The organism is [Zimmermannella] bifida NBRC 103089 (genome assembly GCF_001570925.1).
Taxonomy (GTDB): domain Bacteria; phylum Actinomycetota; class Actinomycetes; order Actinomycetales; family Microbacteriaceae; genus Gulosibacter; species Gulosibacter bifidus.
The window spans coordinates 388,106-410,622 of record NZ_BCSP01000001.1 but is presented as its reverse complement, the minus strand read 5'-3'; the positions used below and the strand labels follow the sequence as shown (position 1 = coordinate 410,622).

At 61.0% G+C, this 22,517-nt stretch carries 21 protein-coding genes; 20 read left to right on the top strand and 1 reads right to left on the bottom strand.

Annotated features, from left to right (window positions below):
- Positions 1–12: 12 nt before the first annotated feature.
- Positions 13–1,101, bottom strand: coding sequence for a polyprenyl synthetase family protein (locus tag ZBI01S_RS01845; RefSeq protein WP_066055408.1), 1,089 nt, complete (start codon positions 1,099–1,101; stop codon positions 13–15).
- 86 nt (positions 1,102–1,187) lie between these two features.
- On the opposite strand from ZBI01S_RS01845, the gene ZBI01S_RS01840 reads away from it, so the two are divergent.
- From ZBI01S_RS01840 to ZBI01S_RS01745, 20 genes are all read left to right on the top strand, one after another.
- Positions 1,188–1,601 carry an SCO2097 family morphological protein gene (locus ZBI01S_RS01840; protein WP_066055406.1) on the top strand — a complete coding sequence of 138 codons (414 nt, stop codon included), beginning with the start codon at positions 1,188–1,190 and terminating at the stop codon, positions 1,599–1,601.
- Positions 1,602–2,033: 432 nt separating this feature from the next.
- Positions 2,034–2,465 (top strand): division/cell wall cluster transcriptional repressor MraZ, encoded by a 432-nt coding sequence (mraZ, locus tag ZBI01S_RS01835; protein ID WP_066055403.1) that lies wholly within the window; start codon positions 2,034–2,036, stop codon positions 2,463–2,465.
- A gap of 103 nt (positions 2,466–2,568) precedes the next feature.
- On the top strand, positions 2,569–3,552 hold the full coding sequence (gene rsmH / locus ZBI01S_RS01830) for a 16S rRNA (cytosine(1402)-N(4))-methyltransferase RsmH (RefSeq protein ID WP_066055401.1): 984 nt from the start codon (positions 2,569–2,571) through the stop codon (positions 3,550–3,552).
- Entirely contained in the window at positions 3,549–4,133 is a 585-nt protein-coding gene (ftsL, locus tag ZBI01S_RS01825) for a cell division protein FtsL (protein WP_066055398.1), read from the top strand. The genes rsmH and ftsL overlap by 4 nt, the downstream gene beginning before the upstream one ends.
- A 131-nt stretch (positions 4,134–4,264) precedes the next feature.
- Positions 4,265–6,055 carry a peptidoglycan D,D-transpeptidase FtsI family protein gene (locus tag ZBI01S_RS01820; RefSeq protein WP_066055395.1) on the top strand — a complete coding sequence of 597 codons (1,791 nt, stop codon included), beginning with the start codon at positions 4,265–4,267 and terminating at the stop codon, positions 6,053–6,055.
- A gap of 14 nt (positions 6,056–6,069) precedes the next feature.
- Positions 6,070–7,611, top strand: a complete 1,542-nt coding sequence (locus ZBI01S_RS01815; RefSeq protein ID WP_083524408.1) for a Mur ligase family protein — start codon at positions 6,070–6,072, stop codon at positions 7,609–7,611.
- 3 nt (positions 7,612–7,614) lie between these two features.
- The gene (locus ZBI01S_RS01810; protein WP_066055388.1) at positions 7,615–9,033 is read left to right on the top strand and encodes a UDP-N-acetylmuramoyl-tripeptide--D-alanyl-D-alanine ligase; all 1,419 of its coding nucleotides are present in this window, start codon (positions 7,615–7,617) and stop codon (positions 9,031–9,033) included.
- A complete protein-coding gene (mraY, locus tag ZBI01S_RS01805) occupies positions 9,030–10,142 on the top strand; it encodes a phospho-N-acetylmuramoyl-pentapeptide-transferase (RefSeq protein ID WP_066055385.1) in 1,113 nt (370 codons plus the stop codon). The genes ZBI01S_RS01810 and mraY overlap by 4 nt, the downstream gene beginning before the upstream one ends.
- The gene (gene murD / locus ZBI01S_RS01800) at positions 10,139–11,680 is read left to right on the top strand and encodes a UDP-N-acetylmuramoyl-L-alanine--D-glutamate ligase (RefSeq protein WP_066055382.1); all 1,542 of its coding nucleotides are present in this window, start codon (positions 10,139–10,141) and stop codon (positions 11,678–11,680) included. Before mraY ends, murD begins: the two co-directional genes overlap by 4 nt.
- A 68-nt stretch (positions 11,681–11,748) precedes the next feature.
- Complete coding sequence (gene ftsW, locus ZBI01S_RS01795) at positions 11,749–13,059, top strand: putative lipid II flippase FtsW (protein ID WP_083524425.1); 1,311 nt, start codon at positions 11,749–11,751, stop codon at positions 13,057–13,059.
- Between the two features lie 66 nt (positions 13,060–13,125).
- Entirely contained in the window at positions 13,126–14,223 is a 1,098-nt protein-coding gene (locus ZBI01S_RS01790) for a UDP-N-acetylglucosamine--N-acetylmuramyl-(pentapeptide) pyrophosphoryl-undecaprenol N-acetylglucosamine transferase (RefSeq protein WP_066055379.1), read from the top strand.
- Between the two features lie 173 nt (positions 14,224–14,396).
- Positions 14,397–15,818: a UDP-N-acetylmuramate--L-alanine ligase gene (murC, locus tag ZBI01S_RS01785; protein ID WP_066055376.1), complete on the top strand. Its 1,422-nt coding sequence runs from the start codon at positions 14,397–14,399 to the stop codon at positions 15,816–15,818.
- A complete protein-coding gene (locus ZBI01S_RS01780) occupies positions 15,818–16,693 on the top strand; it encodes a cell division protein FtsQ/DivIB (protein WP_066055373.1) in 876 nt (291 codons plus the stop codon). The genes murC and ZBI01S_RS01780 overlap by 1 nt, the downstream gene beginning before the upstream one ends.
- A gap of 186 nt (positions 16,694–16,879) precedes the next feature.
- Positions 16,880–18,169 (top strand): cell division protein FtsZ, encoded by a 1,290-nt coding sequence (gene ftsZ, locus ZBI01S_RS01775; RefSeq protein ID WP_066055369.1) that lies wholly within the window; start codon positions 16,880–16,882, stop codon positions 18,167–18,169.
- 5 nt (positions 18,170–18,174) lie between these two features.
- Positions 18,175–18,906: a YggS family pyridoxal phosphate-dependent enzyme gene (locus tag ZBI01S_RS01770; RefSeq protein WP_066055366.1), complete on the top strand. Its 732-nt coding sequence runs from the start codon at positions 18,175–18,177 to the stop codon at positions 18,904–18,906.
- 38 nt (positions 18,907–18,944) lie between these two features.
- Positions 18,945–19,469: a cell division protein SepF gene (locus ZBI01S_RS01765; protein ID WP_066055361.1), complete on the top strand. Its 525-nt coding sequence runs from the start codon at positions 18,945–18,947 to the stop codon at positions 19,467–19,469.
- Between the two features lie 236 nt (positions 19,470–19,705).
- A complete protein-coding gene (locus ZBI01S_RS01760) occupies positions 19,706–20,005 on the top strand; it encodes a YggT family protein (protein ID WP_306301608.1) in 300 nt (99 codons plus the stop codon).
- A 128-nt stretch (positions 20,006–20,133) separates the two neighbouring features.
- Positions 20,134–20,835, top strand: a complete 702-nt coding sequence (locus tag ZBI01S_RS01755) for a DivIVA domain-containing protein (protein ID WP_066055359.1) — start codon at positions 20,134–20,136, stop codon at positions 20,833–20,835.
- Between the two features lie 27 nt (positions 20,836–20,862).
- Complete coding sequence (gene lspA, locus ZBI01S_RS01750; protein ID WP_083524407.1) at positions 20,863–21,504, top strand: signal peptidase II; 642 nt, start codon at positions 20,863–20,865, stop codon at positions 21,502–21,504.
- Positions 21,504–22,430 (top strand): RluA family pseudouridine synthase, encoded by a 927-nt coding sequence (locus tag ZBI01S_RS01745; protein WP_066055356.1) that lies wholly within the window; start codon positions 21,504–21,506, stop codon positions 22,428–22,430. The genes lspA and ZBI01S_RS01745 overlap by 1 nt, the downstream gene beginning before the upstream one ends.
- Positions 22,431–22,517: the final 87 nt, after the last annotated feature.

Genomic DNA, 22,517 nt, shown 5'->3' with positions numbered 1-22,517 from the left:
GACTGGTGGGGGTTAGGAATCGCGTTTCGCGATGCGTTCAGCGAGCGCGATGAACCGCTGCTCGTCTTCTTCGGCAAGCTCAGCTTCACCGATCGCGCGAACAGCATCATCGAGCCAGGCTTGGATGCGCGCTTCAGTAGCGGCAAGCGCGCCGCTGGACATGAGCACCTCCTGCATCCGTGAGATTTCGGCCGTCGAGAGGTCTGGCATTCCCAGGCGGTTATCAAAGAAGGCTTGTGTCTCGGCATCAACTCGACCGCTGAGCTCGGCAATCAACACAGTGCGCTTGCCCTCACGGAGGTCGTCACCGGCAGGCTTGCCCGTGACTGCGGAGTCGCCAAAGACGCCGAGGATATCGTCTCGGATCTGGAATGCGAGACCGAGCGGCAAACCAATTCGGCTCGCAAGCTCGAGCTGTGCTGCCGAAGCCCCCGCGAGCGTCGCACCGAGCAGGAGCGGTGACTCAACTGAGTAACGTGCCGACTTCGACGTGGCAATCGTGATCGCTCGCTCGAGTCGCTTGACCGGATCGACATGCGGCCAGGCATGCTCTTCAACGATGTCGAGGTACTGCCCGGCAGTGACTTCGGTGCGCATGCGGCTAAAGGCGCGGGCCGACTGTACAGCCGCCTCGGGTGTCACCAAGGAAAGCGCCTCAGCAATCAGATCGTTGCTCCACATGAGCAGCAGATCGCCGGCCAGAATTGCGCCGGAGACGCCAAAGTGGGCGGCATCGCCAACCCAAGCCTTCTCGCCGTGCATCGTCTCCAACATGCGGTGCGTGGCTGGACGGCCGCGACGGGTGTCCGAGCGGTCAATGAGGTCGTCGTGGATGAGTGCAGCGGCGTGGAAGAGTTCAAGCGCCGTGGCCGCGGCCACAACGGCCTCGTGCACCGAATCGGCACGCGCGGGCCCGGCCATCCGTGCACCAGCGGCAACGAACTGGGCGCGGGTGCGCTTGCCGCCGGCGGTGAATGCCTCGAGTTCCTCGAGTAATGGGGTCAGCTCGGAGCTAATCGCGGTCAACGGCTCGCGCTGTGAATCGAACAGTGACAACAAGCGGGCGTTCACGTCGTCAATCAACACTGCAGGGTCAGTCATGAGTCCCATGCTATTCGCTCCATATGGCGCTAAAGTTGGTTGGTATTACTTCCATGCCGCGGCATCACAACAATTGCGAGGGGACAATGCCACTGTCTGAACAAGAGCAACGACTGCTCGAAGAGATGGAGCGCAGCCTTTATGCAAACGAGGCTGACGTTGTCTCGACGACGCCAAATACCGAAATCACCATTTCGCCCAAGTCGGTCGTCAACGCGGTGCTCGCGCTCGCGGTCGGTATTGGTGTTGTCGTGCTCGGGCTCTCGGTGCAGCAGCCGCTGGTCGGACTGCTTGGCTTTGTGATTCTCGTGGGCGGTATCTATTGGGCCTTTTCGGGTACCGGTTCTGCGGCTGCTGCGGATGCGCCGACGGCAGCTCCGAAGGGAAAATCAGGTGGCACCTCGGGCAAGTCGAGCCCATCGTCGTCATCGCGAAGCGGACAATCGTTCATGGACCAGATGGAATCTCGCTGGAATCGCCGTCAAGACGGTCAGCTTTAGATCCAATAGCGACTGGCGCTAGGCGCCACATCCACAACGGGTCGGTGTTCTTCAGAACATCGGCCCGTTTTGTGTTTCCAGAAGCGTCGCTCCACATCCCTCCCCACATTCCTCCCCACTTCGCTCCGTAACGGGCGGTCCCACTTTGCTCCCCGGGATTTTGGGGGAGGGATGGCCCAGAGAATCCGCGCCGATAACGCGCAGGAGTGGAGTGGTTCTTACCGCGCAGGTATGGGGAACCCGTCCCCGCGGTGGCAAAAGTGTGAATTTTCCCTCCACCTTCCACCACCCTGCTAGAGGCCAGTGTTTCCAAGGGGTTACACAGGAAAAACCCGCATAAGAATGCGAAAAACCATGGACTGGTGGGGTGTTGTGGAGTAAAGTGGTGGCAAGTGTTGCGGCGTGGAATTTCCAGCAGAAAGGCGGTGGGTCATGTTTCTCGGGACGTACTCACCGAAGCTCGACGAAAAAGGGCGCCTAATCCTGCCGGCAAAATTTCGCGAACAGCTCGCTGACGGTGTCGTGCTCACTCGTGGTCAGGAGCGCTGCATCTATGTCTTCTCGAATGCCGAATTCGAGGGGTTCCACGACCGCATCCGCCAAGCCCCGGTTACGAGCAAGCAGGCGCGTGACTACCTGCGTCTGTTGCTTTCGGGTGCACATGCAGAAACTCCGGACAAGCAGGGCCGTGTGACGATCCCGCAGCAATTGCGTCAGTACGCCGGTCTTGAGCGTGAGCTCGCCGTGATTGGTGCCGGAAGCCGCGCCGAGATTTGGGGTGCCGAGGCTTGGAACAACTACGTCAACGAAAACGAAGCCGCTTTTTCTGAAACCGCCGAGGAGGTGATTCCGGGACTGTTCTAGTCCCTGGCCTGCGATCCCCAGTCGTTTACCCTGACGCAACTTCCCCAGCTGCAGGTTGAATGACTCGGGATCGGGGGGTAGGGGCAGACAGTGCGGAGAATGTATGACTCAGCGCGATCTCACCACCATCCACACCCCGGTACTCCGTGGCCGTGTCGTTGAATTGCTCGCACCGGCGCTTAAACCGCGCACCGATGCATCCAGCGCCGCACCGGTCTATGTCGACTGCACGCTCGGCATGGGCGGCCACGCGGAAGCTGTGCTGGAGCGCTTTCCACAGGTGCAACTCGTTGGAATTGACCGCGACGCTGACGCTATTGAGATTGCGAGCGAACGTCTCGCGAAGTTCGGTGACCGGGTGCGCATCGCGCACGCGGTGTTCGACGAATTCGAGCAGGTACTCGATGACTTCGATATTGCCGAAGTACACGGGGTGTTCTTTGACCTCGGTGTCTCGTCGTTGCAACTCGACGAAGCCGAACGTGGCTTTTCGTACATGCAGGATGCGCCGCTCGATATGCGCATGGACCGTACCCGTGGGCAGACGGCGGCAGATCTGCTCGACTCGCTGGATGAGGCCGGGATGCGCGACCTGTTCTATCGCTACGGCGACGAAAAGCTCGCGCCCCGCTACGCGAGCGCCATTGTGCGTGCCCGGGCGGTAGCGCCCATCCGGACGACCGGACAGCTCGTCGACATCTTGCAGCAGGCAACGCCTGCCGCGAAGAAGCATGCCGGACACCCGGCAAAGCGCGTTTTCCAGGCGCTACGGGTGGTCGTGAACCGGGAACTCGAGGCCCTCGAGTCCGCGCTTCCGCAGGCACTCGCGCGCACGGCCATTGGCGGCCGGGTACTCGTCGAGGCCTACCAATCGCAAGAAGACCGCTACGTCAAGCGCACCTTCGCTGAGATCACCACCGTTGACGCCCCACGTCACCTACCCGTCCTGCCTGACCAGTTGCAGGCCGAGTTCAAACTGCTCACCCGCGGCGCCGAACTCGCTGACGCGTCAGAAATCGACGACAACCCCCGTGCCAAGCCTGTGCGCTTGCGCGCGGTAGAACGAATCCGGAGTACGAACGCATGAGCGCACTGACGCAACCCATCACGGCCGTACCCTCGACCGCCGTACCGGCAAGAGAGACGGATCGCAACCGGCGGGCGCACCTGCGCCTGGTCGAGTCGATTCGCGAACGCACGGTCATGTCCCGTCGCAAGCTGGTGATCTTCATCGGCACCGTGCTCGGTGTGGTCGTCCTGCAGCTGGCACTGGCCACTGTCACCATGCAGGATGCGTACCGGGCCGAATCGCTTAAAAAGGAACGACTCGAACTGCAGCGAGAGCGCACCGCCGCGATCGAGCAGTCAGATGCCGCCGCATCCCCGCAGCAGCTTGCCGAGCGTGCCACGGAAATCGGCATGGTACCGAGCGCCGGGTTCGTGTACCTCGACGTGCAAACCGGTGCGATTCAGGGCGACTCGGCCATGGCCGGTCAGGCAGCAGCGCCGATCGACCCATCGCTGGTCGAAAACAAGGCGGCGGAAGCGATCGAAGCTGAGCACGCTAAGGATCCGAAGAAGAAGGACGGCTCCGGTGCGTCGCAGGCCAAGCCCGCGAAACCTGCCGTACCGTCAGAATTTGAACTTCGCTCGCCCGAAACTCACTAGACGATTAGGTAAATTCGGTCCGAACGCATCCAGTTCGGGCCGAATTCTCGTTGGCACGCGCGACCAAGCGTGCCCGCACCGAAACACCACCAAACTCACCACCTGATACCCCACGGAGATAGACCCCAACCATGGCTGCTCGCAAACAACGGAGCCGGTTCGCCCGCGCGGTACCGGCGTTCGCTGCGATCGTGGTCGTCGTCTTCACCTTCTTGGTTCGACTTGTCGGGCTCCAAATCGTGGATGCGGCCGCGCTGAACGAAGAAGCCATTGGCCGCCGCGGCGTGGAATCAACGCTGTGGGAATCTCGCGGGCAGATCGTTGACCGCAATGGTGCCGTGCTGGCCTCGGGCGTCGACCGATTCGACATCACCCTGGCCCCGGTGAACATGAAGGACTTCAAGCGTCCGAATTCGGAAACCGACAAAGCCGAAATCGTGACCGTCGACGAGGCACTCAAGAAAATCGCGAACATTACCGGGCAGGATCCGGGCAAATTGCGTGCGAGCGTTGATGCGATGCTGGCAGCCGACCCTGAATCGGAGTTTGGCTATCTCGCCCAGATGGTCACGCTTGAGGAGTACCAAAAGGTCCGTGAGTTGCACATTCCGTGGGTCTACTTTGAACGACACCCGATGCGCACGTACCCGAACGGTGCCGTTGGTGGCAGCCTGATCGGCTTTGTTGGTAGCGACGGCGAACCTCTGGCCGGCGTGGAGAGCCAGTACAATGCTTGCCTCGCGGGCGTCAATGGCGAAGAAGCCTATGAACGATCGGCTGACGGCGTCACGATTCCGGGCTCGGTAGTCGTCATTAAAGAACCCGTTGCCGGCGGTGATCTCAAGCTCACGATCGATGCCGACACGCAGTGGCGGGCGCAGCAAATCCTGGCCGAAGAAGCCAAACGAGTCAACGCCGAGTATGGCACTATCACGGTCGTCGAAGCGAAGACGGGTGAGCTGGTGGCAGCGGCGGAGTATCCGACGGTTGACCCAAATGATCCGACCACCACGGACGCCGAGTTTCGAGGTGCAAACACCTTTACAGCACCGTACGAACCCGGTTCGATCATGAAGCCGGTGACCGCGGCCATCCTGTACGACAAGGGCGCGATTTCGCCCAACGACGTCATTACCGTGCCCGATCACTGGCCAAAGGATGACGGCGCGAGCTTTGGTGATGACGCACCGCACGACCCGGTGCAAATGAACATGAACGGTGTGCTCACCGAATCATCCAACGTCGGTACTGCTGAGTTCGCGTCGCGAATCCCAAAGCAAGAGCGCTATGAAGCCATGCTGAAGTTCGGGTTCACGACCCGTACGGCCGTGAATTTTCCGGGTGAGGAACCCGGGGTCATGCGGGATGCATCCGAGTGGGATATTCAGACCGAGCACGCCAGTACCTTCGGTCACGGTCTGACCACGACACCCGCGCAAATGGCCAGCGCCTTTCAGACCATCGCCAACAAGGGCGAGCAGAAGCCGCTGCAATTGGTGCGCGGATGCACGAAACCAGACGGTACGGTCACTGACGTTCCCGACACCACCGGTACGCCAGTAGTCTCTGAAAAGGCAGCCAAGCTCACGCTTGAAGGTATGGAAGCAACCGCTCGCGAGGGTTGGTTGGCTGACCAAGTTGCCGTTCCCGGTTACCGAATTGGTATCAAGACCGGTACGTCCGAGCGCGTTGACCCAGAAACCGGTACTTACTTGAAGGGCGAGCACAACATTTCGCTCGTGGGAGTGGCTCCGATTGATGATCCGCAGTATGTGGTGCTCGTGACCTTGTCGCACCCGACTAACATCAGAAACAGTAGTGCCGCGGCACCGGCATGGCAGAAGACCATGTCGTATGTGCTGTCAGTCAATGGCGTCGCGCCGTCTGCGCAGCCATGGCCCGACATCAATATCGTTAAGTAACCATCAGGAAGACCGTGTCAGAAGACAGTATTCGCCCCCATCATCCCGTTCCACGCGTGCTTTCGGAGCTGTGTGCAGAGTTTGGCCTAGAAGCAGCCAACGAGGCCGACATTGAAGGTCTTGAAGTCACGGGTGTAACCAGCTCAGCGCAGCGCGCACACGCTGGGGATGTCTTCGTCGCAATTCCGGGTGTTCGCCGACACGGCGCGGAATTTACCGATCAGGCCATTGAAGCGGGCGCCGTTGCGGTGGCAACGGATGCGGCCGGTCTGGCGATTATTGAGCGTAACGGTCTCGACATCCCTGTAATCGTCATTGATGATCCGCGATACGCGCTTGGCCACATTGCTGGTTGGGTCTACCGCACCGACCCGGAAGCGCCACGCCTGTTTGGCGCGACGGGTACGAACGGTAAGACGACGGTCACGTACCTCATTGCTGAGTTGGTCGAGCACCTCGGTGTCAGCTGCGGCATGTCGACGACGGTTGAGCGATTGGTTGGCCAGGAGACCATTGCCTCGCAGCTCACCACGCCAGAATCTGACCAGCTTCACAGCCTCCTGGCACGCATGCGTGAGGTTGGCGACCGCGTGGCCGCTATCGAAGTATCGGCGCACACCTCGCTCGGTCACCGCCTTGCCGGTATGTACCTCGATGTGATTTCGTTTCTCAACTTCTCGCACGATCACCTCGATGACTTCCGCGACGAAGAACACTACTTCCAGGCCAAGCTCGCGATGTTCCGTCCAGAGGCCGCACGCTGCGGCGTCGTAAACATCGACGATGACTGGGGTCGTCGCGTGGTCGAAGAAACCCGCATCCCGGTCATGACCGTCGCGTCGAACCCCGACGCTGGCGCAGACTGGTGGGTCGAATCTTGGGGTACGGATGCGGGCGTCGGTTTTTCGATGCACGGTCCAGAAGATCGCGAAGTGCATTCGACGATCGCCATGCCCGGTGCGTTTTCGGCCATGAATGCTGCCTGCGCGGTCCTGACCGTCATGCAGGGCGGCTGGGAACCCGAGCAGATTCAAGAAGCGCTCGACACCGCCGGTGGGTTTGCGGCCCGCGTGCCGGGGCGCCTCGAGCTCGTGTCAACCGACGAGCGCGGTCCACGGGTGTATGTGGACTACGGTCATACCCCAGAAGCTTTCCGCAGCGCACTGACCGCGTTGCGCCCGCTGGCAACCGGAGAACTCATCTTTGTGTTCGGTGCCGATGGCGACCGCGACACACTCAAGCGTCCAGCAATGGGCCAGATCGCGGCCTCGATCGCCGACCGAGTCATCGTGTGTGACTACAATCCGCGTACGGAAGATCCCGCGAGCATCCGCGCGACACTGCTCGAAGCTGCGCGCTCGGTTGGGAAAGCCCGCGTTGAAGAGATCGCGGACCCTGAGACGGCACTGCGCACCGCGATTGCGCAGGCAAAGCCGGGCGATGTGGTGATCAACGCAGGGCCGGGGCATGAGGATGCGCAGCACCGCGCCGAAGGTAAGGTTGCGTACTCGGCGCTCAAGACCGCGCGCCTAGCACTTGACGAAGCAGGGTGGTAACGGATGATTTGCCTCACACTGGCAACGATTGCCGAAATCGTCGACGGGGAACTCATCCTCGCCGGCGATGCAACCGAGGCGACCGAGATTTCTGGTTGTAGCGATACCGACTCGCGCAACATCACCCCTGGTGACATTTTCTTCGCGAAGCCGGGGGAGTTCACCGATGGGCACCTCTTCGCACCGAAGGCCGTTGAGCTCGGCGCTGCGCTCGTCGTAGGCGAACGCCAGCTTGATGTTGACGTGCCGCAGATCATCGTGAAGGACACCGTGCTCGCGCTGGGTGCGCTCGCAACCGAAGTCGTATCGAGAGTGCGGGCGATGGGGCGGATGCGTGTGGTTGCGGTCACCGGCTCGAACGGTAAGACCACTACGAAGAACCTGCTGCGGGCGATCTTTGCTGAAATGGGCGAGGTCGTCGCACCAATCGCATCCTTCAACAACGAAGTCGGTGCACCGACGACCTTCCTCAAAGTCAACGAGCGAACCGACACGCTCGTTGCCGAAATGGGCGCCAGTCGAGTCGGCGAGATTCGCAGCCTTACTGACATGGCTCGCCCGGACGTTGGCATTGTGCTGATGGTGGGGCTGGCTCACGCTGGTGAGTTCGGCGGCATCGAACAGGTCGAAATCGCCAAGCGCGAAATGGTTGAGGCACTCGGACCAGACGGCGTCGCCGTACTCAACGCTGACGACGCCCGAGTCGTACGGATGCAGTCGGCAGCGCCCGGACGCGTTGTCTGGTTCGGTCGTTCGGATGCGGCACAGATTCGTGCCACCGACGTCACGGTTGGCGCCGATGGCACCCGGTTTACGCTGCACGTGCCTAACGAGGCACCGCGACCGGTACATTTCCCAGTCATCGGGGAACACCACGTGATGAATGCGCTCGCAGCCGCCGCGGCGGCCTGGGTAGAGCAGGTACCGATGGACACGGTCGTGTCGGTGCTTGAAGCCACTACGCGTGCCGAACGCGGCCGCATGGAAGTTCTCCATCGCGGCGAAATCACGGTGATTAACGACGCCTACAACGCCAACCCAAACTCGATGGCCGCAGCCTTGCGCACGCTCGCACAGATTGCCGAGCCCGGCCAGCGAACGATCGCTGTGCTCGGATCCATGTCGGAACTCGGCGACCTTGCCGTAAGTGAACACCAGAAACTCGGCGAGCTTGCGGTTCGCCTGCGTATCGACCGCACGTTCGTCATCGGCACCGAAGCTCGCCCGCTCTACCTCGCCGCCGTGGCAGAGGGAAGCTGGGATGACGAAGCTGCGTTCTTCGCGAATGCAGACGAAGCCTTTGACGCGATCACCGCACAGCTGCAAGCCGGTGATCTGGTACTCGTGAAATCATCGAATGCTGCTGGGCTGATGTCGTTGGGCGACCGGCTCGGTGACTATGTGAAGGGAATGAACGCTTGATCGGCATCTTGCTCGCCGGAGCAATTGGTCTCGCTTTTACGCTGCTGCTGACTCCCGTGTTCATCAAGGGATTCAACCGGCTGCGCTGGGGGCAATACATTCGGGAGGATGGGCCGAAGGAGCACTTCGCAAAGCGAGGTACGCCCACGATGGGCGGCATCGTCTTCGTTATCGGCAGTATTTTTGCGTACTTTGTCGCCTGCCTGCTCACGCAAGAAGCACCGACGGCTGCGGGTCTGCTCGTCATCTTGATGTTCTTGGGCCACGCGCTCATTGGGTTCATTGACGACTTCCTCAAGGTGCGAAAGCACCAGTCGCTCGGTCTTGGCGGTTGGCAGAAAATTGCCGGCCAGATCGTCGTGGCGGCGCTGTTTGCCCTCATCGGTTTGCAGGTGGTCAATGACCACGGCGTGCCAGTGGTATCGAGCGCTATTTCGGTGTTCCGCGACACCGACATTGATTTCATGCAGCTCGGCCTCGTGGTTGGCACGCTCGCTGTCGTGATTTGGATCGTGTTGGTGACGACGTCGACGTCGAACGCGGTGAACGTCACCGACGGCCTTGACGGATTGGCCACGGGCGCATCGATCTTCGCGATCGGTTCGTATGGGGTTATCGGGTACTGGCAGTTCAACCAGCTTTGTCACTCGGAGCGTCTGTCGCAGCAGGTCGCGCAGGGTTGCTACGACGTCTACGCGCCGCTCGACATGGCGATGGTCGCCGCCGCGATCGTGGGTTCGCTGGCCGGTTTCCTCTGGTGGAACACCTCGCCCGCCAAGCTCTTCATGGGCGACACCGGTTCGCTCGCACTCGGTGGTGCACTCGCCGCTATGGCTATCATCACGCGCACCGAATTGCTGCTCGTGGTCATTGCCGGTCTGTTCGTGCTCGACACCGGTTCGGTTATCGTTCAGCGCCTCTACTTCAAGCTGACCGGCGGTAAGCGCATCTTCTTGATGAGCCCCATCCACCATCACTATGAGCTCAAGGGATGGGCCGAACAAACAGTTGTCGTGCGGTTCTGGATCGTTGGTGTGCTGTTCGCCATCACGGGCCTCGCCCTGTTCTACTCGGAATGGTCGTTTGCTAGCGGAATGTTTGGACAATGAGCGAGCAAGAACGCCGTAACCCAGATGCACTGCGCAGCTGGCACGATGACTGGTCGGGTCTGCGGGTAGCAGTATTCGGCCTTGGCATGACCGGCTTTGCGGTGGCTGACACCCTGCAAGAACTCGGCGCCAACGTCATCGTTATCGCTGGCCGCCATGATGAAGACCGCGAGACGATTCTTGGCGTTCTTGGGGTGCCCGTTGCGGTGACCGAACGCAGCGACGAGATTCCCCAGGTACTGGTCGATTTCGCCCCCGAACTTGTGGTGACGTCGCCCGGGTACAAGCCCACGCATCCGCTACTGCAGTGGGTGTACGGCCAGGAACTGCCGGTGTGGGGCGACATCGAACTCGCTTGGCGCCTTCGGGACAAGACCGGTACACCGTCGGACTGGTTGTTGGTTACCGGTACGAACGGGAAGACCACGACGACGCAGCTCACCGCGCACATGCTTGCGGCGGCGGGAATCCGCGTGGCACCTGCCGGCAATATTGGTATTCCGGTGTTGGATGCGATCCGTGACCCGGAGGGCTTCGAAGCGCTCGTTGTCGAGATTTCTAGCTACCAGCTGCACCACACGTACTCGCTCTCACCAATCGCTGCGGTTGTGCTCAACATCGCACCCGACCACCTCGACTGGCACGGCAGTTTTGACGCCTACAAGGCAGCAAAGGGACGCGCCTATCACCAGGTGCAGCGCGCCTGTGTCTATAACTTGGCGGACCCTGAAACCGAAGCCCTGGTCGAAGCCGCCGACGTTGTTGAAGGCGCGCGCGCAATCGGGTTCGGTACGGATGTGCCTTCCCCAAGCAATATGGGCGTGGTTGACGGCGTACTCGTTGACCGTGCGTTCTTGGCGGACCGCCGTAATTCCGCCCTCGAACTCGCCACGCTCGACGAGCTGCGAGCACGCGGACTGGGTGCGAAACACCTCGTTGAGGATGTGTTGGCGGCGGCTGCCCTGGCACGTGCCTACGATGTCTCGACCGAGGCCATTCACGCTGCAGTTACCTCGTTCTCGGCAGATCATCACCGAAACGAACTCGTCGCTGAGCATGAAGGCGTGCTGTGGGTTGACGACTCTAAAGCGACGAACGCGCACGCTGCCAATGCGTCGCTCGCGGCATACCAGCACGTGGTCTGGGTTGTCGGCGGACTGCTTAAAGGCGTCGATATTTCACCGCTCGTTTCGGCACACGCAGACCGGATGCGCGCAGCGATCGTGATCGGAGTTGACCGCGAACCGGTTGTGGCGGCACTCGCCGCGCACGCGCCGGATGTGCCGGTCATCGAGATTGCCGATGTCGACAATGATGACGTCATGCCGACGGTCGTACGTCACGCCCAAACGCTTGCGAATGCGGGGGATACGGTGCTTTTGGCTCCGGCCGCGGCATCCATGGATCAATTCGGTGGCTACGCCGACCGCGGAGCCAAGTTTGCGGATGCGGTTCGCGCGCACTTCGCCTCGACTTCGGCGCCGGCGTCGGCAGATGACGATGAACCCACCAACGATAACGGTGTTGATCTCGGCTAATTCGCCGGTGTAGACACCACCAGACCCGATCCCACATCCGACCAATTCCGCTAGCTGAAAGGATGCGCATGGCACGGAACTCCAAGTCCGAAACCACCAGCGCCCAGGCTGGCGGTGCAAGTGACCGAACCGTACGTGGCGGCGCTTCACACCTGCGCAGCGACGGAACCGCATCCGGTACGGACACTCAGACTGGTAGTGGTCTCGCTTATCGCATCAAGCTGCTGAAGACAGAAGAACCAGCCAGCTTCAATAGCTCGATGCTCACGGGCATCGTGCTCGTACTGGTCGTGATCGGTCTCGTGATGGTGTTCTCGAGTTCGTCGGTAGAAGAATTTGCCCGCGGTAACGCGCTGTCAACCCGGTTCCTGCGTCAGGGTATTTTCGCGCTGATCGGTATCCCGCTCATGCTGGTGGCTTCGCGCATCCCGACGCGGTTTTGGTCGAGTAGCGTTGCCTGGCTCGCGCTTTTCTTTGCCATGGTGTTGCAGGCGTTGGTGTTTACCCCATTGGGCGTCGAAGTTAACGGTAACCGCGCCTGGCTCAACCTCGGCGTGATCACGATTCAGCCGGCGGAATTTGCCAAGGTCGCGCTCGCCATTTGGCTGGGCATGATGATCACCCGTAAGGGTGAGCAGCTGCGGGATCTCAAGAACTTCGTCATCCCGATCGGTTTGCCGGTGGCATTCGTTCTCGGCCTGGCGCTGATGGGCAAGGACCTGGGTACGGTCATGGTGATCGGTGCATTGGTGCTGGGAGCGCTCTGGTTTGGTGGTATTCGCCGCGCATTCATCGTTGGGGCGACCGCCATCGCCGTCGGCGGCGCCATCTTCATGGCGGCGGTATCGCCCAACCGTGTTGCTCGTATCACCAGCTTCTTCGCCGGAAACTGCGATTACGAAGGCCTGTGCTGGCAGACCTCCCACGGTTTCTACGCGCTTGCACGCGGTGGTGTCTTCGGTGTCGGGCTCGGTAACTCGACGGCCAAGTGGTCGTGGCTTCCCGAAGCCGACAACGACTTCATTTTTGCCATCATCGGCGAAGAGCTTGGGCTCATCGGTGGCTTTGTGGTGATTCTGCTGATCGCAGCGATGGGCATCATGATGCTGCGTGTGTGGAAAGAATCCGTGTCGCCGGCAGGCCGCGTGATTACGGGCGCGATCTTCTCGTGGTTTATCTTCCAGGCCTTCGTCAACATCGCCGTAGTGCTCGGGCTGCTCCCCGTACTCGGTGTACCGCTGCCGCTATTGAGCTCCGGTGGTTCGGCGCTGCTCACTTCGCTTTTGGCCATTGGTATCGTGCTGTCCGTGTGTCGCGAGACGGCGAAGCACGACTCCGAAGTTGCGCATCGTCAGCCCACCGCTCGGAAAACTCGCTAAGTTTCGCTGCCGCAGCGTGCCCGCGTAGCGCGCCAACGCTCATCCAAACCTGTTGAGGACGAAAACATGACCACCTACCTACTCGCCGGCGGTGGTACCGCTGGACATGTGAATCCACTATTGGCAACGGCAGATGCGCTGCGAGCGGCACATCCCGACGCACGCATCTTGGTGCTCGGTACCCGTGAAGGGCTCGAAGCCAGGCTCGTTCCTGAACGCGGCTATGAACTGCTGACGATCGACAAAGTACCTTTCCCTCGCCGCCCGAACATGGCGGCGGTGAAGTTCCCCGTTCGTTTCCGTCGCGCGGTTGCTCGGGTTCGTCGCATCATCGCGCAAGAGGGCGTGGATGCGGTGGTCGGGTTCGGCGGCTACGCCGCCACGCCCGCATACGTTGCCGCACGTGGTCGCGTCCCGATCATCGTCCACGAAGCGAACGCCATGCCGGGACTCGCCAACCGTCTTGGGTCACGTTGGGCAGCGGCGACCGCAGTCGTGTTTGCGAATACGAACTTGGCGGGCGCGAAGACCATTGGCATGCCGTTGCGCCGTGAAATTGCTTCGCTCGACCGCGCTGCGAGCCGGAGCGAAGCCGTGGAATATTTCGGGCTGGATGCATCGCGAAATACGCTCGTCGTGACCGGTGGTTCGCTCGGTGCCAAGCGCATTAACGACACGATCCGTGAACTCGGTCCCCGCATTACTGCTCCGACAGCTGACGGGGCGCCCTGGCAAATTGTGCACATTGTTGGGCGGCTTTCACCATTCGACGACCCGAACCTGCCGAACTATCACGTGGTCGAGTACTGCGACCGCATGGATCTCGCCTTTGCCGCAGCCGACTGCATCATCGCGCGAGCCGGTGCATCCACCGTGAGTGAACTATTGGCGGTTGGTTTGCCGGCAATGTATGTCCCCTATGCGGTCGGTAACGGTGAGCAGGCGAAGAACATCGAGTCGGTGCTCGCCGCGGATGCGGCAGTTACGGTCGCGGACGCGCAGTTCACCCCGGATATCGTTTGGCCACAGCTCGAGGTGCTGCTTAACGACTCGACGCGTCGCGAGCAGCTCGCGAAGAACGCCACCCGAATGGGCGTTTCGGATGCGGCGGAACAGCTCGCGAGCATGATCGATGACGCTATTGAGGCCGCACGTCGCGACTAGTTCGCCTCGGGTGGCACTGCGAAGTTCCGCAAACTCGTGCCGATTCCCGCTGGAATTCGACGAGCGGCGGTAGCCTTACTGTTCGTGATGGATACGGCCAGGCAACCTGCCGGCATGACGATTGCAGGCACCCCTGCAATGACGCGGTATCCACATCGATGTGAGGAGACCCGGTGATTAGTCCAGACGCCAATGCGCAGATCCCAACGCAGATTTCGCACGCGCACTTTATCGGCATCGGCGGCTCCGGCATGAGCGGAATCGCGACGATGTTCTTGGAACAGGGGATTCGCGTTTCTGGTTCCGACCGCTCGGCCAGCGACTACACCGAAACGCTGCAGTCGCTCGGTGCCACCGTGCACATTGGGCACGACGCCAAGAACCTCGCCGATGACGTTGACACTGTCGTTGTCACCTCAGCGCTGTGGCCCGACAACCCCGAACTGGTCTTGGCCAAGGAACGCGGCTGCAACATCATTCACCGGTCGCAGGCACTCGTTTGGCTGACCCGCGGCTCGCGTGTGATTGCGGTTGCCGGAGCTCACGGCAAGACCACTTCGACCGGCATGTTGGCCAGCGCGCTCATCGGTAATGGTGCCGATCCCAGCGTCGTCAACGGTGGCGTTATTCAGTCGATTGCTTCGAACCAGCACCTTGGCGAAGACGAAGAATTCATTGTCGAAGCCGACGAATCCGACGGGTCGTTCTTGTTCTACGACACGGCAATTGCGCTCATCACCAACGTCGACAATGACCACCTCGACCACTACGGCACCGCCGAAGCATTCAACGCCGCGTTCGTGTCGTTCGCGTCACGAGCGAGTGAAGCCGTAGTCATTTCGGGCGATGACGAACTTGCGGTGGCGCTGACGCCCCGCATTACCCACGACAACATCGTGCGTTTTGGCCGTGGCATCCACAACGACGTACGTGTCAGCGACATCGTCGGACTCGACGGCGGCACCTCGTTCACGATCTCTGCCGATGGCGAGTCGGTGAACGGCTGGATTGCCGTGCCCGGCGAACACAATGCGATCAACGCTGCTGGTGCGGTCGCCGTCATGCGCGTGCTTGGCTACTCGTTGAAGGATGCCGTCGCCAGCCTGCGCAATTTTGGCGGTACCAAGCGTCGCTTCGACTTCCAGGGCGAAGTCCGTGGTGTACGCGTTTATGACGACTATGCGCACCACCCGGTTGAGGTTCGCGCCGCGCTGACAGCAGCACGAACCGTCGTTGGCAACGGCCGCATCATTGCCGTGCACCAACCGCACCTCTATTCGCGTACGCTGGCCATGCACCAGCAGTTCGCGCAGGTGCTGGAATCGTGCGCCGACCACACCATCGTGCTTGCTGTGGACGGTGCTCGCGAAGATCCGGTCGAAGGCGTCACCGGTGAACTGGTCAGCAATGACTTCGTGAATCCAGACGCCGTTGAGTACCACTCCGGGTGGGATACCGCTGCTGCTGCCGTTGACCGCGTGGCTCGTGCCGGTGACTTTGTCATCACGCTCGGCTGCGGCAACGTGAACCGGATCGTGCCCCAGCTGCTTGCTGCGCTGGCGACCGATTCGGATGCGGATTCCGGCGACAACTAATGCGACCACCGTTTCGCACGAATCGTGACTCGAACGCATCCACAACTGAGAACTCCTCAGGTCTGGATGCGGCATGGTCGCGCCATGTGGGGGACGACGACACAGCTGACGACGCAATTCCCACGCAGCTCGAGGTGTGGAAAGCCGCTCGTGCGCGTCGGAAACACGAACGTGCCGAGGTCCGCCGATTTACGCGTCGCCGCCGGCAACGCCGCCGGGGCCTCTTCATTGGGCTCGCCTCGGTGGGGCTACTGGCCGTGTTGCTGGTCGTCGCCATGTTCAGCCCGCTCATGAGCGTGCGTGAAATTCGTCTGCACGGCATCGAGCGATTGGATTCGCAGGCGGTCACGCAGTCGCTGGAAGGTATTAAGTCAAAGCCGCTGGCGCAAGTGACCGATGCTGAAATCGAGGAGCAGTTGCGAGGCTTCGTACTCGTGCAGAGCTACCACGTGCAGCGCATTCCACCGGGAACGGTGATCGTGCACATTGTGGAACGGCAGCCCGTGGGCGTCGTCAAATCGGGAGACAAGCACTCGGTCGTTGACGGCGCTGGAGTAACCCTCTGGGAAGATCCAGCTGCCGCGAACTCGCTGCCAATCATCGAGACTGAACCGAGCAATGCGGCCGCGTTTGGTGCCATTGGCCAGGTGCTGACGTCGATGCCCAAGGAACTCTTGGCCACCGTAGGCACGATCAAGGCCTCGACCGCCGACAACGTGGAGTTTCAACTTCGCGACGGTCGTCGGGTGATTTGGGGCAGCAGTGAATCGAATCTTGCCAAGGCCGAGGTCTTGCAAGCCCTGCTTACCGCGACCGGTGGCAACGCCAAGGAATTCGACGTGTCGAGCCCGGAGCAACCGGTCACCCGTCAGTAGCGGGGATTTCGTGCACAGGGGCGTGGAAACTCTCAACCCTGGGTTGAAGTGATTTGCTCATTGGCTGCAACACGCCAAGGCGCCAGGGCGTAACGCCAGGATTTGCCCCATAACGTTGCATCACAACTTCGCTCATTCAACCGAACTGGCGAATACCCATCCGACAACGACAAAGGGGCCTGTCACGTGTCGAACCCAGACTCACCCACGAACAACTACCTCGCCGTAATTAAGGTCGTCGGTGTCGGTGGCGGCGGCGTTAACGCCGTTAACCGCATGATCGAGATCGGCCTGCGCGGCGTCGAGTTCATCGCGATCAACACCGATGCGCAGGCACTGCTGATGTCCGATGCCGACGTCAAGCTCGACGTTGGACGCGAACTTACTCGCGGCCTCGGCGCCGGTGCCGACCCGGAGATCGGTCGTCGCGCCGCCGAAGACCACGTCGAAGAAATCGAAGAAGCCCTCGCCGGCGCCGACATGGTGTTTGTTACGGCAGGTGAAGGTGGCGGCACCGGTACCGGTGGCGCGCCAGTAGTCGCCCGCATCGCCAAGTCGATCGGTGCGCTCACCATCGGTGTTGTCACTAAACCGTTCTCCTTCGAGGGTCGTCGTCGTGCCGAACAGGCCGAGCACGGTGTCGCCGCGTTGAAGGAGCAGGTCGACGCGCTCATTGTCGTGCCGAACGACCGTCTGCTTGCCATCAGCGACCGCGGCATCTCGATGCTTGAAGCATTCGCGACGGCCGACCAGGTTCTGCTTGCCGGTGTGCAGGGTATTACTGACCTCATCACCAACCCCGGTGTGATCAACGTTGACTTCGCCGACGTTAAGTCGGTTATGCAGGGTGCCGGTTCGGCCCTCATGGGTATCGGTACCTCGCGCGGTGCGGATCGCTCCGTCAAGGCCGCCGAACTCGCCGTGGCATCGCCGCTGCTTGAAGCTTCCATCGAGGGTGCTCACGGCGTGCTGCTGTCGGTTCAGGGTGGTTCAAACCTCGGTATGTTCGAAGTCGCCGAAGCTGCCCAGCTGGTACGCGACGCCGTACATGACGGTGCCAACATCATCCTGGGTACCGCGGTCGACGACACGCTGGGCGACGAAGTTCGCGTTACCGTTATCGCCGCAGGTTTCGACGGTGGCGAACCTCGTCCGCTTGAAGCGCACGAAATGGTCGACTCGGCACCAAACCCACTGCCTTCGCTGGCCGAAGCCACGGCGCGTAACCAGTCCGAAGACAGTAACGGTGACGACGCCCGTGCCGGTGCCTCCGAGACTGTTGCACCGCGACTGACGCCAAACCCGAGCGAGCAGGCGGCACCATCGGCACCATCGCAGCCGGCGGCGCGTCCGCCGCGTCTGGGAGAGTCACCAGCATGGTCGACTGCCGAAGCACCGACGGTTACACCTCGTCAATCGGAATCGCCCTATGCCGATGACGACAGCGACCTCGATATTCCTGACTTCCTGCGCTAGATCGAATGATGACTGAAGTAACACCGCAGCCGTCCTGGGGGAGCCGTGAGGCACTCGCGGGGCGGCTCGCCGCTGTCCGTGCATCCATCGCTGAGGCTGCCGTCGACGCAAACCGCGACCCGGCCGAACTCACCCTCGTTGCGGTTACGAAGTTCCACGATGTCGACATCATCGACGCCCTCTACGAGCTGGGTGTACGGGACTTTGGCGAGAACCGCCACCCAGAATCGCGTTATAAGGCTGCTCGTCTGCGTGAAATTGCGGGAGATGACGGTCGGATGCATTTCATCGGGCAGTTGCAGCGCAACAAGGCACGCCAGGTTGGTCGCTACGCCGACGTTATCGAATCGATCGACCGCGTCGAGTTGGTGGATGCGCTCAGTACGCTGCAGCGCGAAGATGGCCGTCAGGTTGACGTCACGATTCAGCTCTCGCTCGATGGTGACACTGCGCGCGGGGGAGTTCTGCTGGAAGAAGCCCCGGATCTCGCTCGACGCATCCTCGACACCGACACGCTGCGACTGCGCGGCGTGATGGCAGTCGCACCGATTGACGCTGACCCTGACAAGGCATTTGCGACGGTGCGTGAGACGAGTGAAACCATCCGGTCGTTTGCGCCGGACGCCACTTGGTGCTCGATGGGCATGACCCATGACTTCCGTTCAGCAATTTCACAGGGAGCGACACACCTGCGAATCGGCACGGCAATCACCGGAATGCGCCCCACCGCCCCGTAACGTGGAGTGGTAACCGCACAGCTTCAGGAGGCAACAGCATGAGCAACCCATTGCGCAACGCCATGGTCTATTTCGGCTTGGCCGAGGAAGACGAGGCAGCGAACGCTACTCAGCGTCCAGCCTCGCAAACCAACGTGACCGACCGCGTTTCGGATTTCGACGAATTTGACGCACCGGCCGCCCCGGTAACCCCTATTTCCACGAAGACCCCTACTCGGGTAGCGAGCAAGCCCGCAGCGGCGGCTCCCGTGGCAGCACCCCGTCCCGTCTCACCGAACGTTGGAGCGATGAACGAAATTCTTACCGTCCACCCGAAGGCCTACGACAAGGACGCACAGCTGATCGCTGAGTCATTCCGCGACGGTGTGCCGGTCATCATGAACCTGTCGCAGATGACGGACGCTGATGCGCGTCGCATCATTGACTTCGCTTCGGGCCTGACCCAGGGGCTGAGCGGCAAGATTGAACGTGTCACCAACCGAGTATTCCTGCTCACGCCGGAAAACATCAGCGTGCACGGTGAAGCTACTGCTGGAAACAACGACGCAACGTTCTTGATGTAGTTGCGATACCTGTGACCTGCTCGTGTCACGGGATGTTGCGACGACGCGTCTGGTGAACCCCTTCGAGGACGGTCTTGGTGCACGATCGTGCGCTTGCCTCTGATACCGAGATCCGCTCGCGAGACGCCAAATCCTACGCTTCGGTGGTGCCGATATGCACCACCGAAGCTGTTTATTCACACTGGATTGCAAAGTTGCCTTCTGGTGTGTCAAGTCCAAATGAAATTGATGAAACGGTGACCAGCGTGAATGTAATCGGGTTGATTCTGATTGTGGGGCTGCAAGTATTCGGCATCGCAATGTGGGGTCGATTCATTCTCGACTGGGTACAGGTGCTTTCGCCGTCGTTCCGTCCCAAGGGGCTCCTGCTGGTAATTGCCGAATTGGTCTACACGGTTACCGACCCACCCCTGCGGCTCGTTCGCCGCTTCGTTAAGCCCATTCCATTGGGCGGCGCATCCCTGGATCTTGCTTGGGTTGTCGTGATGCTGCTGATCGGTTTTGCGAGCTCACTGATCACGATTTACGTGCTCTAGTCATCGGGTTGGGTACCTGCCAATACCCCCTAAATCTAGGCCCAACTGAATATCCGATGTGACGAACGATGTAATTGTGACGTAGTGTGAGCCTTGTCAAATGTTTGCCTCGAATGAAAGGGCCTCCAATGGCACTGACACCGGAAGACGTTGTTAATAAGCGTTTTCAGCAGACGAAGTTCCGGGAAGGGTACGACCAGGACGAGGTCGATGACTTTCTAGACGAGGTTGTCGTCGAGTTGCGTCGCCTGCAGGCCGAGAACGAAGCCCTCCGCGCCGAGAACGAACGCCTCAAGGAAGGCGGCGCTGTCGACTCGGAGCCGGCTGCCGAGCCAGTTGCCGCTGCGGAACCTGCTCCGGTTGCCGAACCAGCTCCCGTTGCTGCGCCAGCACCGGTTGTCGCCGAGGGCGGCGACGAAGCCGAGACGTCCTCATCGCTGCTCATGCTGGCTCGTCGCCTGCACGATGAACACGTTGCTGAAGGTGCACGCACCCGTGACCAGCTCGTGGCAGACGGCCGCGCCGAAGCTGAGAAGCTCGTTTCGGACGCACAGTCCGAGGCCGACCGCCGCACAAAGGAATCGGAAGCACACGCAAACCGCGTTGTCACCGAAGCCGAGAACAAGGCCCGCAACCTCGTGGCCGATGCCGAAGCACGTGAGCGTGAAATTACGTCTTCGCTCGAAACTTCGAAGGCTCGTTTCGAAGAGCGCATCGAAGAGCTCCGCGGATTCGAGCGCGACTACCGCGCCTCGCTGCGTACCTACATCGAGCGCCAGCTCAACGAATTCACCGCTGCAAGCAACGATTTCGACGGTAACTCGAAGTAACCGCGCCGGATTGAATTAATTCCGAGCGTGCCCAAGAACACTCGAGCGCAATCGTCCCCGCATCCAGGCATCACCGCCTTGCTGGGGGCGATTGCGCTCGTTGTCGTCGGTGCTGATCAGGGCATCAAACAACTCGTCGTGTCCACGATGACCGAAGGTCAGGTCATTCCAGTTCTCGGCGACGTACTGCAGTGGCATTTCGTTCGTAATCCCGGCGCCGCATTTTCGATGGTGGCTAACACCACGTGGGTGCTGACGATCCTGGCGATTGGCATCACGACCGCCATCGTCATCTACATCCGCCGCATCCATGCCTGGCAATGGGCCGCGGTATTCGGACTCGTGCTCGGTGGCGCACTTGGTAACCTCATCGACCGGCTTTTTCGCGAACCGTCGTTTGGCGAAGGTCACGTCGTTGATTTCATCTCGACGCCATGGATGATGCCGGCGATCTACAACATTGCCGATATTGCCATTTGCACCGGTATGGCCGCGCTTGTGCTCCTAGTGCTCCTTGACATTGGAGTCGATGGATCCCGACCAGCTACCCGTAAGGCGCAGACTGACACCGACGCTGACGTGTCGGCAGAGGCCTCGGCAACACCCACAGCAGTACCGACAGCAACAGAGCCAGCGGCAGACAACGTAGCAGCAGAGGAGGCCCGCTAATGGAATCACGGATGCTTCCCGTTCCTGATGGCCTCGACGGTGCGCGGGTAGACGCCGGGGTGTCGAAACTGCTCGGTTTGAGCCGCACGCGTGTTGCCACGGCGGCGGATGCGGGCGGGGTCACGTTGAACGGCGTTCCCGTCGGTAAGTCCGATCGGCTCACGGCCGGCGCGATGCTTGAGATCGAGTGGGAAGCGGATCGCCCGCTTGAAGTGGAAGCCATCGCCGTACCCGAACTCGAGATCATTCACGATGAGCCCAGCTTCGTGGTGGTGATGAAGCCGGTCGGCGTAGCCGCGCACCCATCCGTGGGTTGGACTGGCCCAACTGTGCTTGGTGCGCTTGCCGCAGCTGGGTTCCGTATTTCGACTTCGGGGCAACCCGAGCGACAGGGCATTGTGCACCGGCTGGACGTTGGCACCAGCGGGTTGATGGTGGTAGCCAAGAGCGAGAAAGCCTATTCGGTGTTGAAACAGGCATTTCGCGATCGAACGGTCGACAAGACGTACCACGCCGTCGTTCAAGGTCTGCTCGATCCGCTTGAAGGCACGATTGACGCCCCGATCGGGCGCCACCCCGGTGCCGGCTGGCGATTTGCCGTTGTAGCCGACGGTAAGCCCTCGATTACGCACTACGAGACGCTTGAAGCGTTTCGTCGCGGATCGCTCCTTGAAATCCACTTGGAGACCGGGCGAACTCACCAAATTCGTGTCCACATGTCGGCGCAGCACCATCCGTGCATGGGCGACCCGCTCTATGGCGGTGACCCGAAGCTCGCGGCGGCGCTCGGCCTCGAACGCCAATGGCTGCACGCAGTCGGACTCGGCTTCACGCATCCGGAATCGGGGGAGTACGTACACTTCACCTCCGAATACCCCGCCGACCTGGAGCACGCACTCGAAATGTTGCGCGAAGGACGCGTCTAGGCGGCTAACTGCTATCAGCGATGCTCGAACACGTCGCCTGGTGACGTCTCGCTATCGGTGTGACGGTGGCAATTGGGGTCGTCGACA

Excerpts from the sequence above, each read along its gene's own strand:
- ZBI01S_RS01820 (WP_066055395.1), top strand. The coding sequence starts at position 4,265 with ATGGCTGCTCGCAAACAACGGAGCCGGTTCGCCCGCGCGGTACCGGCG.
- ZBI01S_RS01845 (WP_066055408.1), bottom strand. The coding sequence starts at position 1,101 with ATGACTGACCCTGCAGTGTTGATTGACGACGTGAACGCCCGCTTGTTG.
- ZBI01S_RS01780 (WP_066055373.1), top strand. The coding sequence starts at position 15,818 with ATGCGACCACCGTTTCGCACGAATCGTGACTCGAACGCATCCACAACT.
- ftsL (WP_066055398.1), top strand. The coding sequence starts at position 3,549 with ATGAGCGCACTGACGCAACCCATCACGGCCGTACCCTCGACCGCCGTA.
- ZBI01S_RS01755 (WP_066055359.1), top strand. The coding sequence starts at position 20,134 with ATGGCACTGACACCGGAAGACGTTGTTAATAAGCGTTTTCAGCAGACG.
- ZBI01S_RS01745 (WP_066055356.1), top strand. The coding sequence starts at position 21,504 with ATGGAATCACGGATGCTTCCCGTTCCTGATGGCCTCGACGGTGCGCGG.
- murD (WP_066055382.1), top strand. The coding sequence starts at position 10,139 with ATGAGCGAGCAAGAACGCCGTAACCCAGATGCACTGCGCAGCTGGCAC.
- rsmH (WP_066055401.1), top strand. The coding sequence starts at position 2,569 with ATGACTCAGCGCGATCTCACCACCATCCACACCCCGGTACTCCGTGGC.
- ftsW (WP_083524425.1), top strand. The coding sequence starts at position 11,749 with ATGGCACGGAACTCCAAGTCCGAAACCACCAGCGCCCAGGCTGGCGGT.
- ZBI01S_RS01840 (WP_066055406.1), top strand. The coding sequence starts at position 1,188 with ATGCCACTGTCTGAACAAGAGCAACGACTGCTCGAAGAGATGGAGCGC.
- ZBI01S_RS01770 (WP_066055366.1), top strand. The coding sequence starts at position 18,175 with ATGATGACTGAAGTAACACCGCAGCCGTCCTGGGGGAGCCGTGAGGCA.
- mraZ (WP_066055403.1), top strand. The coding sequence starts at position 2,034 with ATGTTTCTCGGGACGTACTCACCGAAGCTCGACGAAAAAGGGCGCCTA.
- ZBI01S_RS01790 (WP_066055379.1), top strand. The coding sequence starts at position 13,126 with ATGACCACCTACCTACTCGCCGGCGGTGGTACCGCTGGACATGTGAAT.
- ZBI01S_RS01765 (WP_066055361.1), top strand. The coding sequence starts at position 18,945 with ATGAGCAACCCATTGCGCAACGCCATGGTCTATTTCGGCTTGGCCGAG.
- ZBI01S_RS01810 (WP_066055388.1), top strand. The coding sequence starts at position 7,615 with ATGATTTGCCTCACACTGGCAACGATTGCCGAAATCGTCGACGGGGAA.